Genomic DNA, 13,363 nt, shown 5'->3' on the forward strand with positions numbered 1-13,363 from the left:
ATGAACAAAACTATCATCATAAATATAAATGGCATCGTATTTCACATAGAAGAGGATGCTTACGAGGTACTTAAAGCTTATATGACCGACGTAAAACGTCACTTTTCGTCATCGGCCGACAGTCTGGAGATAACTACCGACATCGAAAACCGTATTGCCGAAATGTTTAATGAAATATTGGCCAACCAAAACAAACAGGTTATTGTAGAAGCTGATGTTAAACTAGTTGTTGAGCAAATGGGTTCGGTTGAAGATTTTGAATCTGCCGAAGATGATGCCAAACCAGCCGGCAGCAGCACCGTTGGTTATAATACAGAACGACGCCGGCTTTTCCGTGACCCGGACGATCACCTGGTGAGCGGAGTTGCCGCGGGTATTGCCAATTATTTTGATATCCCCGCCGTATGGATCAGGCTGGCCTTTGCCCTCTCGTTAATTTTTGCAGGCAGCGGACTTATATTATATGTTATATTATGGATAGTTATACCTAAAGCCACCTCACGGGCCGACCGCATGGCCATGAAAGGCGAAAAACAAGACCTGAAAGGCTTTAAAAAGAACTTTGAGGACGAGATGAGCATGGTAAAAGAAAACCTTTCCAATTTCCGCCAGGAGGCCCGCCCATTTGTTTATAAAGTGCGCGATTTTTTAGGTGATTTTTTTGAACATTTGGGTACTTTTTTAAGAGGTACCGGAAGTTTCCTGGTTAAACTCATCGGGCTTGCTATTTTACTGGCCTCCTTCGGATTAGCTATTGCCCTTATTGTTGTGTTTGTAGGCTTTATCGCTTTCGGCAAAACAGATATCTACCATATATTCCCGTTCAATATTGTTAACGAGGATACCAACCTGATATTCCTTACTGGTGGTTTCCTGCTTTTAGCTATCCCTTTATTAACATTGATTTTGGTTACCATTGGCTTTTTATTCAAAAATGCCACCTTTAACCGCTCTATCGGCACTACTTTATTATGTATATGGCTGGCTTCGCTGGGGGCAGTTGTGTATTATGGAGCAAGAGCCTCGGCCGACTTTAAGCAAGGGGCTAAACTGAGCAAAACCATTAACATTAAAGCAACACCCAACAATACCTATTATTTACAGTTGAATGATGCCAAGTATTTAACCAACGAGGACAGTACCCGCCTCCGCATCAAAGAAAGGTTTAACGGCATGATCATTCTTGATGATGATTATAATGGCGATGATTTCGACAGCCCGGATCGCGTACGCATTGATATAGAAAAAAGTGATGTACCCCAACCTGTCCTTGTTCAATCATTTACAGCAAGGGGTCGTAATGATGAAGACGCGCTAACCAACGCCCGTAACATCAGCTATCGTTTTATACAAAAAGACTCGGTATTAAAATTTGACCGCCACCTGGAAAGACTTGGGCGCTCTATGTGGCGCGGACAAGAAGTACACATGACCTTAAAAGTTCCACTGAACGCCAAATTGGTTATTGATGGCAAACTTGATCGCAACCTGGATCTTAACTTATATAATTGCGGGCAGGATAATACACCAAAAAATCCGGCTGGCTCTGTATACATTATGGCTACTGATGGTTTACAATGTAAAATAGACACCGCAGCCAGAGCTGCCGCGGCAAAAGCGGATAGTATAAAAAATCATTTGCTGCCTGATACTACAGCAAAAGCGTCTCAACAGTAAGTTCAACCTAAACCTATCATTTATTATATAATGAGATCTCTGATAAAATACATAAGCCTGCTATTGTTTAGCGGGCTTATTGTTCCCTTTTGTAATACTCATATTACCGACAAATTAATATCAAAAAAGTATACGCTACCCCTTAATATCTTATTTAAAGTAAATAGCCCGGACTCATTAAAAACCAACAGGTAACTTCATAATTGGCATCAAACTAAATCTATCAAAAAAATGAAAAGAAATATCCTGATCATGGCTTTCTTGTGTCTTTCACTTTGGGTAAAAGGTCAATCGCATACTACAGCTATACTTCCGGTTCATATTGACACTTTATATTCTGATATTTTAAAAGAAAAAAGACCCGTTTGGATTTATACACCATCATTTGATACCAGTTACTTTTCTAAACCTGCGTATCCTGTTCTTTACGTATTTGATGGAGATGGCTATTTTGCTTCATTGGCAACCCTGATACAACAGCTAAGCGCGGTTAACGGCAACACTGTATTGCCCCAAATGATCATTGTAGGCATTCCCAATACCCGTGGTCACCGTACCCGCGACCTTACACCAAGCAATAGCTCCGCTGATAAAACCTCGGGCGGCGGAGAGCAATTTACCCGCTTTTTACAAACAGAGCTGATACCTTACATTGATAAAAATTATGCTACGGCTCCTTACAGAACCCTGATGGGACATTCCTTCGGGGGATTAATGGTTATCAATACCCTGATAAATCATACTAATTTGTTTAATGCTTATATAGCCATTGAACCAAGTATGTTTTACAATAACGATGACCTTTTAAAACAAACCGAAATAGCCTTAAAGCAAAAGGATCTTAAAGGCAGTAAATTGTTCCTGGGGATAGCCAATACGATGAACCCTGGAATGGATACTGCGCAAGTAAGAAGTGACACCACCGAAATCACCCACCACATCCGTTCTATTCTGAAACTGACCGATAGTTTAAAAAAGAATTCATCCAACAACTTAAAATGGGCTTACAAATATTACCCAGATGATGATCATGCCTCAGTACCACTTGCTGCCGGATATGATGGTTTACGATTTGTATTTGCTAAAAACAGGTTCCCGCGCAACCAGCCTATGAATCAATTTTTTGATAAGGCCTACACAGCAAATGATCTAAAAGGCCTTATCATTGGCCATTATAACATGATGTCGGAAGAAATGGGGTACCAGGTACTCCCCTCGGAAGCTTTGATGAACATGTTTGGTTATGCTCTTCTGCAGCAAAAGGATAATGAAAAAGCGTATATGTTTTTTGATATGAACATCAGCTACTATCCTAAAAGCTTTAATGTATATGACAGCATGGGCGATTATTACCTCGCCAATAACAACAAGGCTAAAGCCGCAGCATACTTTAAAAAGGCCCTGGCCATTAAATACCGGAAAGAAATAAAAGACAAGCTGGATAACTTAGAAAAAAACTAGCATACGCCAGTATATTTTCGGCTACCAATTCCCTAAACACGCCCAGTATTAAAATTTTCAATTGACTGTAACCTTATTCCCACTTTTAGCATCTTAATGTAAAATCCACACAAAGCCGGGGTTTAACCTGGTTGGATGACATAAAGTAAAAGAGTTGTAAATATTCATCGGTATTTTCAGGTTGTTTACCGGAAGTTTAGCCGTTTTCGCCTAAAAGCATTACTAAAAAAACCAATCTCTTAGCACATTTGAACTATAAAAACAGCACAATGAAAAAAATCGCCTACATAAAATAATATACTAAAACCATTACCGGTTAACAGCCGGATCAACCAAAAACTTATTCATCCAATTTAAAAAGAAGCAAATTCTTTGATGGCTCACTATTGCCTAAACATTTTAACACCAAAAACATGAAAACTCTTACAAACAACATATTTTGCACCCTCCTGCTTGTGGCTATCAGCTGGAGCGCGTCCTTTGCCCAGGGCGGTAAATCAGGAGGTGCCAAAGTATCCGGTTCCTTACTGAATGAGCAGGGCAAACCGATGGATTATGCCACCGTAAGCTTGATCAGGGCCACGGATTCAACCGTAGTTAAAGGGGCTTTAAGTAATGATAACGGCGTTTACACCTTTGAAAACATCCGCTCAGGAAAATACCTGATTAAAGCTTCTGTGGTGGGTTACCAAAAAGCAGTAACCACTCCTTTCACCGTTCCTGAAAGTGCCACAACTGTTACTGCCCCGGCCCTGAGCATGCATGCTGGCAGCACCGAACTGAAAGGCGTAACTATTACAGCAACCAAACCACTCATCGAGCGTAAAATTGACCGCACCGTTATGAATGTTGAAAACAGCGTATTGGCAGCCGGCAATACCGCGTTGGAAATACTGGCCAAAGCTCCTGGTGTTACGGTTGATAAAGATGATAACATCAGCCTGAAAGGCAAACAGGGCGTTACCGTTATGATCAATGATAAGTTAACCTATTTAAGCGCCGCCGAGCTAGCTACCCTGCTGCGTTCAACAGATGGCAATACCATTAAATCTATCGAGATCATTACCAACCCATCGGCCAAATACGATGCTGCCGGTAACTCAGGTATCATCAATATCAAATTGAAGAAAAACAGCCAATCCGGCACAAACGGCAGTATTACTGTTGGTGCTGCCCGTGGCGCGTTTTGGAGAGATAACACCAGCCTGAACTTAAATCACAAAGAAGGCAATCTGAACGTATTTGGTACTTTTAGCCGTGGCGACAACAAAAATACCCGCGATATATCGATCGATCGTATTACCCGCGACAGCGCAGGCAAGCCTACTTATTTTAACCAGCTTACCCGTATGCCGCATGTTTATCATTATAATAATTATCGCATAGGTGCTGATTATGATGTGACCTCCAAAAACACTATTGGCTTTGTAGTAAGCGGATACTCCAACTCCGAACTGGATAATAACAACGGCAGCACTAAAATTGGCGCAACGCCTAACCGGGTTGACTCATCCTTAACCACCGTATCAACCATCGATCAATCTTACAAAAATTTTGCTGCCAACCTGAACGACAGGTTTAAAATCGATACCAGCGGCCAGGAATTAAGTGTCGATCTGGATTACTCTAAATTTAAAAACAACTCTATAGCTCAATATAATACTAATTATTTCCTGCCCGATGGCAGCACACCACACGCACCTCAATTGCTGCGTAACCAAACACCATCAAACATCACTATATATACCGCCAAGGTTGATTATACCAAACCGATATCTAAAACCATAAAACTGGAAACAGGTGCCAAATTCAGCAGTGTTAAAACAGATAACAACCTGCAGGCACAAATATTTAACGGCAATAGCTATGTGAACGATACTACCCGTACCAACCGCTTTATTTATACCGAAAAAATAAGCGCTGGCTATCTTAACCTGAATAAACAGTTCAAAAAAACATCCATACAATTAGGTTTGCGCGGTGAGTATACCCAATCAAATGGTAACCTTTTGGGCAGCACTCCTGTTGACCGCAGCTACTTTAACCTTTTCCCAAGCGCGTTTATCAACCATACATTGAATGATAAAAACGAAATCAGTTTTTCCTACAGCCGTCGTATCGACCGTCCGGGTTATGATGATCTGAATCCATTTGTATATTATCTTGACCCGTACACCTTTTCAAAAGGCAATGCTTTCCTGAAACCACAGTACACCAATAACTTTGAGTTTAACTATACCTATAATAAAAGCATCAACGTAAGTTTAGGTTATAGCCGTACAACTGATGTAATTACCGAGATCATACTAACCGAAGGACAAAAATCCTTCCAGACCAACCTGAACCTGCAAACCCAAAACTCTTACAGCCTTAATATCAACGCGCCATATACCATTACCAAATGGTGGACCGGTAACGTTGACGTGAACAGCTTTTACCTGGGCTTTAAATCAGATTCTGTTGGAACCGGTAAACTAAGCTCAGGCCAGGTAACCGTACAAGTTAAAGCCACACAAACATTAACATTTGGCAGCTACCGTTTTGAGATCAGGGGCGATTATCAGTCACCGCTTACTTATGGTATTTACAAAATAAAACCACGTTATGGTGTCGACGCTGGTGTAAGCCACTCTTTCGCCAACAAAAAGGCTAATATTAAACTGGCGCTTGATGATATATTCTTCATCCGTCGTAATAACGTAAGCAGCCATACACTAGGCAACGACTTTGACATCCGTCAGATCAACGATTCACGGGTTGGTCGCTTAACCTTTACCTACAACTTTGGTAACAACAAAATAAAAACCCGCGAACACAAAAGCGGTGCCGATGATGAAAAAGGAAGGGTGAAAGGAGCGAATTAAAAACAGATGTGCAGATGAAAACCACATAAACAAAAGAGGCTGTCTCATAAGTATGAGAACAGCCTCTTTTTCTTTGGTTTATTCGGGTAGGTGGTGGAGAACGTTTTTGTATAGATGATTCTCAGAGCCTCCATTTTACTTATGAGACAACCTCTTTTTTATCTGTTTCAAAACGATTGTATCATTCTATCATCTGCACATCTGAAATCCATCTGCACATCTTTTATTGCCCCACCATAAATACCGCGTTGCTGAACAGCAGCTTGCCGTTTTCCCAGAAACTGCGGAACAAGGGATCATCAACCATATAGATCACCGAACCCCGGCCTAGCGATTGTACACCCAGCAACGTACCATTAACAATCTTTTGTTTGGATTGTACACCTACAAAACCCGATACATAGCTGTTCTTTTTCACTGTGCCTACGTTCCAGCCATCTTCGCTGCCTAAATAATCATAGATATCGTCATTCAGTTTTAGGGAGTAATAGTAGTTGGGCAAACCAAAACCAAGCGGATGCGTATTGTCCAGCGTTAGTTTAAATATTGCGCCAGGGATCATGGAGCGGATGGCATCACGGTCGCGGTCACCATATATTTTAATGTTAATGTTTTCCTTTTCTTTGGCCTCTGCTTTCTCATCCTTCTTCTCCTCTTTCTTTTTCAGGGCGAAACCTTTTTTATCGGCCAGTTGCGCTACCGCATTATCCAATGCAATCAATTTACCGCCATCGCGGATCCAACCCTGCAGCTTTTCTGACGGAAAATCATCATAATTACCATCAGGAAAAATAGCTACATCAAAATCGGCAAGACGGGTACGGCCAAGGCTCTGGTAGTTCACCAGCGTAATAGGATAACCTAATTGCTGTTCAAATAAATGCCATACTTCGCCCATGGCTTCAGCATTTACACCTTCGCCAGATATCAGCATTACCCGTGGCTGGCGAATATACCGCACGGCATCCGAGCCCAGGTCTGATCCTTTATCAACAAAGCCTGATGCCAAAGGCGTTAATCCTTCATTTAATGCCGCGGCTGTTTGAGTAACTACCTGGTCAAAATCAGACCTGTCGTTACTGGCTCTGGTGATGAGCAATGAACCGGCCATGAATTTTTTACCGGCCGCTTCAAAAGGTTTTTCGGAATAACGTACTTTGATGTGTTTTTTGAGCAAGGCGGCTAAAAACCGCACATCATTAACTGATTGCCAATTGGCCACGTAGGCATAGGCATGAGTATTGGCCAGTGGCTGCGGCTCAACAATACCAGAGGTTGTGCTGGCCGGTTTTAGCGATTCTTTTACTCCATAGGTTTTTAAGCCATAAGCATAAGGAAGCGCCCAGGCGGTAATATCATAGGTATTGGAGTCGGCTATAAATGTTTTGGGCTCCAGCAATACATGCAGCAATATAGCCTTTGGCTGATGCGCATTGATCACCATATCATTAGGGCCTGCTTTATATTGCTCGGTTTTGCCGGTAAAGTAATCATACCCAATAACGGTTTTATTGCCTAAGCCAAAGCCATATTGGATACCATTACGACCCAGCATTTTGGCCAGGGTATTGATGTTATTGTTATTATCGTTTTTAATAACATAGGTTTTATACTCGCCCGGAGGGTTGTTACGATTATTATCATAGAATTTTTTAAACTCATCCAGCAGTTTTTGGACATTGGCCGATGCTATTTCAATCGTACTTAAACCCGTGGCATGATGATGCGCAATCCGTTGAGCAAAAGTAAGTGTATCGCCACTGCGGGTAAGTACCGCCAAACCACCGCTGATACCGCCCTGCTCATAGGTCATGCCGATGGAGCCATTATATAAAGGATAGGTATCGCCATAAGACGGGTAAAGCAGATCGAACTCCTGCTTGGTAAAATACATCCAGCCATTCTGATCAAAATATTTAGCGTTGTTTTTACCAATGGTCACCTGGAAATCGCGCTGCCATTTGGTGATATCCTTGTGGTAAGGCTCGGCAGCAGGTGCAAAATAATAAGGGGCATTGTATCCCTGTTCATGATAATCTACATGAACTTCGGGCAGCCATTGGTTAAACAGACCCACGCGTGCCTGCGTTTCTTTTTGTGCCTGCCAGGCCCAATCGCGGTTAAGGTCGAAATAGTAGTGGTTGATACGTCCGCCGGGCCACGGCTCTACGTGCTCACGGGCTGTTGGACTGGCATCGGGCACCGCACCCCTTACCGAATTATAAAAATGTACATAACGGTCGCGCCCATCAGGGTTTAAACAAGGGTCGATAACCACCAATGAGTTTTTGAGCCAGGCTTTCGTGGCGGTATTAGCCGGATCGACAAGATCATACAAGGTCCACATAGCCGCTTCGCTTGATGCAGGTTCGTTACCATGTACGTTATAACTTAGCCAGGTAATTACAGGAGCATTAGCGATAGCGTTGCCGCCTTCTATACCGGCAAGGCGCAGGTTGTTATGCCGTATCTCTTCCAGACGGCCAATGTTCTCGTCGGATGCGATGAACATAGCCAGCAGCGGGCGCCCCTCATTGGTGCTGCCAAACTGTTGCAGCTTTACATTTTTGGATACCTGGGCAATGTATTTAAAGTAATCAACAATGCGATAATGCGGTGTAAACTGGTCGCCCAGCTTATATCCCAAAAACTCATCGGGCGATTGTATTTTTTGAGCAAAAGCAGCTGATGCCGAAACAACAGCCATTAAAATAAGGAATAGCTTTTTGATCATAGTAAAGAAACGGTTAAGAGATACGCTAATATGCAGATAAAACCCGATATGCAGATGTGCAAATTTCAGATGTGCAGATGAAAAATCTGTTAACGTTGATTCAAGCATCATCTGAAATTTGCACATTTGCATATCTGCACATCTGAAATCTGCACATCTAAAGAATATGACCCCTCAAGAGGCCCTTCAAAAATATTTCGGTTACAGCAAATTCAGGCACCAGCAAGAGGCTATTATACAGCATGTTTTAAACAAGCAAGATGTGATGGCGCTGATGCCTACCGGTGGCGGCAAATCATTGTGCTATCAGCTGCCCGCGGTATTGCTCAACGGGCTCACCATTGTGATATCACCCCTGATCGCTTTGATGAAAGACCAGGTCGACAGTCTGAATGTAAGCGGTATCCCGGCGGCGTTTTTGAACTCGGCGCAAACACCTGAAGAACAGCGCCACTTGGTCGAAAAACTAAAACACAACCAGGTCAAATTGTTATACCTAGCACCGGAGCGTTTGTTTGGCCAGGAAAATAAGCTGGTACCTTTTTTAAAAACGCTCAACGTAGTACAGATAGCTATTGACGAGGCACATTGCATATCGCAGTGGGGGCACGATTTCAGGCCAGAATACCTGATGCTGGCGCAGCTAAAAAACGAATTCCCGAACGTGCCGGTCATTGCCTTGACTGCTACAGCCGATAAGCTTACCCAAAAGGACATTCTGGAAAAGCTGAATCTGCACCGGCCGGCGGTGTTTGTATCCTCATTTAACCGGGCCAATATCACTTACAGGGTTATTCCCAAAAAGAGCAGTTTTAAACAGCTCATCAGTTTTTTAAAGGAGCGCCCGGATGAATCGGGTATCATTTATTGTCTTTCGCGCAAATCAACCGAAGACCTCGCGGCCGACCTTAAAGACGAAGGCTTTGCCGCCGAAGCTTATCACGCTGGCCTCAACAACGAAGTTAAAGCCAAAAACCAGGAAGCTTTTCTGCGCGATGATGTTAAGATCATTGTAGCCACCATTGCCTTTGGCATGGGTATCAATAAATCAAACGTACGCTACGTGGTGCACGTAGATTTGCCTAAGAACATAGAAGGCTATTACCAGGAAACTGGTCGCGCCGGCAGGGATGGTTTGGCCTCGGAAGCGCTGCTGCTTTATTCGCCGGGTGATGCCGGTAAATTGCAACACTTCGCCCGCATTGAAGGTAACGAAGAACAAAGTCGCATTATGCTCAACAAGCTGAACGATATGGTGAAGTATTGCCAGCTGCAGTCCTGCCGCAGACAATACTTAATGAACTATTTTGATGAGGCTTTCCCTCCAAACTGCGGTTCCTGCGATGTTTGTTTAACTGAGTTTAAACGTTTTGATGGTACGTTGATCGCTCAAAAGGCATTGTCAGCCGTATCGAGGTTAAATGAACGGTTTGGGGTTAACTATGTGATCGACTTTTTACGGGGCTCAAAGAACGAAAAAATCCGCGAGGAACATAAGCAGCTCAAAACTTACGGCATTGGCGCCGATATCAGCAAGGTAGACTGGCAGCGTTATATCCGGGAGCTCGTTACCCTAGACTATCTGCTGGTGACTGGCGATGGCTACCCGGTATTGAAACTAACCAATCAAAGCTCGCTGGTGCTCAAGGGCATACAAAAGGTTGAATTTATTGAAACCCAAACCACCGAAGAGCACCATACCGAAGCAGCACCGCCACATGAGGCCGAATTACTGAGCCGCTTAAAAAACACCCGTCGCGATATTGCCGAGCTGGAAAACGTGCCGGCATATATCATTGTATCCGACGCCACCCTGCTCGAAATGGCTACTTACCTACCACAAAATTTAGATGAGTTAAGGTTGATATCCGGTTTTGGCGATGTTAAACTGGCCCGTTACGGCCGGGAGCTTTTACAACCGGTTAAGGACTATTGTAAAGCCAAAGGACTGGAATCAAAAATTGCCTATAAATCGCCCAAGCGGGAGCGCAAAGCCAAAACAGAACGCCCGGCGCGAGCTCCGCGCAGCGGAACAGACACCCGTACCGAAACTTTTAACTTATACCGTCAAGGGAAAAGCGCTATAGAAATAGCGGCTGCCCGTGGCTTGTCGCAGGTAACTATTGAAAGCCATTTAAGTCATTTTGTACAAACCGGCGACCTGGATGTTAAAGAACTGGTTCCCGAAACCAAGCTGCCCGTAATTATAGAGGCTGTAGAAAACTACGGTGCCGAACGTTTGGCGCCCCTGAAAGAAATTTTAGGCGATGCCTACACCTACGGCGAAATTAAAGCCGTGATAAGCTGGATGAACAAAAGTTAGTACATTGGTATCAAGTAGGGAGTATCAAGTATCAAGACAAAAAAATGCATAATTTTAAGGCGTTTTAATAAGTCTCAACATTTAAGAAAAGTCTTGATACTTGATACTCGCTACTTGATACTAAAATATGATGACCACTACCGAACAACTTTACCAGCTATACCTGCAGCATTCTGTGATCAGTACCGATACCCGGAAAATTGGCAGCGGTAGTTTATTCTTTGCCCTGAAAGGCGATAAATTTGATGCCAACACCTTTGCTAAGCAAGCAATAGAGGCCGGCGCGGCTTATGCTATTATAGATAATCCGGAGTATCAGTTAGGTGAACGGTATTTATTGGTTGACGATGTATTAACCACCTTGCAAGATTTGGCTCGTCATCATCGCAGGCAATTACAAATACCTGTTGTTGGGTTAACCGGCACCAATGGTAAAACCACTACCAAAGAACTCATCAACGCGGTACTATCCCAGCATTTTAAAACCCAGGCCACACAGGGCAACCTGAACAACCATATCGGTGTACCACTTACTATATTAACTATTGATGCCACGCATGAGGCAGCAGTAATTGAAATGGGCGCCAATCACCAGAAAGAAATCGAACTGCTTTGCAGCATCGCGCAGCCATCGCACGGAATGATCACTAATGTGGGTAAGGCACACCTGGAAGGTTTTGGTGGCGTTGAAGGTGTTAAAAAGGGAAAAGGGGAATTGTATGATTTCTTAGCCCCCCAGCCCCCTAAAGGGGGAGCTTTTGAAAAGCAAGATCGCATTGCTTTTATCAACAGCGACGATGCTGTGTTAATGGAAATGGCTGATGCCAGGCATTTACACCATGTTGTTTATTATGGCACACAAGACATTGATAACCTGATCAGCGGCGAGATCATCGAGAATGCTCCTTTGCTTACTATTCAATGGACCAACAACACAACCGGCCAAACATATACAGTTAAAACCCAACTCACCGGGGCCTATAATCTGAACAATATTTTAGCGGCTATCAGCATTGGTACTTATTTTAAGTTGAGTGCCAAAGAAATAAACGCCGGTATTGAGGGTTATCAACCCAAAAACAACCGCTCGCAAATTGTACAAACGGCCACCAATACGCTCATTTGCGATTACTATAACGCCAACCCCAGCAGTATGATGGTAGCTATTGAAAACATTGGCAAGATAGATGCTAAGCGTAAAGTGCTTATTCTGGGCGATATGTTTGAGCTGGGTGATGAATCGCCGGCCGAACACCTTATTGTTATTCAGAAAGCGTTGGATACCCCCGTTGATGAACGGATATTTATTGGGAAGGATTTTCCTGCAGCGGCTAAGTCCATGAACCATCAGCCATCTGCCATCGACCATTTCTATCTTACCGCAGAAGATGCCATTGCCGGGCTGAAAAAAAATCCTATAAAAAACTCCACCATCCTGATCAAGGGTTCACGAGGGATGGCTTTGGAAAGATTGGTGGAGTTGTTTTGAAGTCCGAAAAGTCTTAAGACTATTTCGGACTCAGGAGTTAAGACCCCAGACTTGGGGCTTAACAATTAAACCCGCCATCAATAGTAATAATAGAGCCAGTGGTGTAGCTTGCCGATGGACTAGCCAGGTAGGTTACCACCTCTGCTATCTGCTGCGGATCACCGTATTGTGGTATAGCCATTAAGCTGCGCAAATGATCGGCGTGGCTGCCATCAGCCGGGTTCATGTCGGTATTTACAGGTCCGGGTTGTACCAGGTTCACTGTAATACCTTTCGGTCCAAGGTCGCGGGCCAGGCCACGGGTAAGACCACTCAATGCCGATTTGCTCATCGAATACAGCGTTCCCTGCGCAGCAACAACTCTATCGGCCATATTACTGCCTATCGTAATAAACCTGCCCGCCTTTTCCAGCTTTTGCGCCGCGAAAATGGCAGCCTCAAAAATCGCTTTCACATTCACATCCATCGTTAGATTGTAATCTTGCAGTGTATGTTCTTCCATCGGCTTGCCAGCATAAATCCCGGCATTGTTGACCAGAATATCGAGCTTGCCAAACTTTTCAACCGTTTGTGTTAAAGCCGAGGTTATTTCACCCTCCACCGCATTATCTGCTTTAACAGCCGATACATTTAATCCTTCGCCGGTTAATTCATTTACAAGGCTCTGTGCTTTTTCTTTTCCGTTTACATAAGTAAAAACCACGGTGGCGCCGTCCTGAGCTAATTGTTTTACTATTGCTGCGCCCATACCCCGGCTGCCACCGGTAACCAGAGCTATTTTATTTTTTAATTTTTGCATTGCTGTATTTTATGTT

General features: G+C 43.6%; 7 protein-coding genes. 5 read left to right on the plus strand and 2 right to left on the minus strand.

Annotated features, from left to right (window positions below; translation table 11 throughout):
• The 3 genes from BW976_RS22085 (at nt 1) to BW976_RS22095 (ending at nt 6,002) form a co-directional block, all read left to right on the plus strand.
• Nucleotides 1-1,677, plus strand: a complete 1,677-nt coding sequence (locus BW976_RS22085) for a PspC domain-containing protein (protein ID WP_076376586.1) — start codon at nt 1-3, stop codon at nt 1,675-1,677.
• 231 nt (nt 1,678-1,908) lie between these two features.
• Complete coding sequence (locus tag BW976_RS22090; RefSeq protein ID WP_076376588.1) at nt 1,909-3,138, plus strand: alpha/beta hydrolase; 1,230 nt, start codon at nt 1,909-1,911, stop codon at nt 3,136-3,138.
• Nucleotides 3,139-3,551: 413 nt separating this feature from the next.
• Complete coding sequence (locus BW976_RS22095) at nt 3,552-6,002, plus strand: outer membrane beta-barrel family protein (protein WP_076376590.1); 2,451 nt, start codon at nt 3,552-3,554, stop codon at nt 6,000-6,002.
• 223 nt (nt 6,003-6,225) lie between these two features.
• Here the strand turns inward: BW976_RS22095 and BW976_RS22100 are convergent, their stop codons facing one another.
• Nucleotides 6,226-8,862: a M14 metallopeptidase family protein gene (locus BW976_RS22100; RefSeq protein WP_245834764.1), complete on the minus strand. Its 2,637-nt coding sequence runs from the start codon at nt 8,860-8,862 to the stop codon at nt 6,226-6,228.
• Between the two features lie 40 nt (nt 8,863-8,902).
• On the opposite strand from BW976_RS22100, the gene recQ reads away from it, so the two are divergent.
• Together recQ and BW976_RS22110 are read left to right on the plus strand one after the other, a co-directional pair.
• Nucleotides 8,903-11,059, plus strand: a complete 2,157-nt coding sequence (gene recQ / locus BW976_RS22105; RefSeq protein WP_076376592.1) for a DNA helicase RecQ — start codon at nt 8,903-8,905, stop codon at nt 11,057-11,059.
• 127 nt (nt 11,060-11,186) lie between these two features.
• Nucleotides 11,187-12,548, plus strand: coding sequence for a UDP-N-acetylmuramoyl-tripeptide--D-alanyl-D-alanine ligase (locus tag BW976_RS22110; protein ID WP_455429727.1), 1,362 nt, complete (start codon nt 11,187-11,189; stop codon nt 12,546-12,548).
• A 58-nt stretch (nt 12,549-12,606) separates the two neighbouring features.
• Here BW976_RS22110 and BW976_RS22115 read toward each other — a convergent pair whose 3' ends face one another.
• Complete coding sequence (locus tag BW976_RS22115; RefSeq protein ID WP_076376596.1) at nt 12,607-13,347, minus strand: SDR family NAD(P)-dependent oxidoreductase; 741 nt, start codon at nt 13,345-13,347, stop codon at nt 12,607-12,609.
• Nucleotides 13,348-13,363 lie beyond the last annotated feature (16 nt).

The organism is Mucilaginibacter lappiensis (assembly GCF_900155965.1).
Taxonomy (GTDB): Bacteria; Bacteroidota; Bacteroidia; order Sphingobacteriales; family Sphingobacteriaceae; genus Mucilaginibacter; species Mucilaginibacter lappiensis.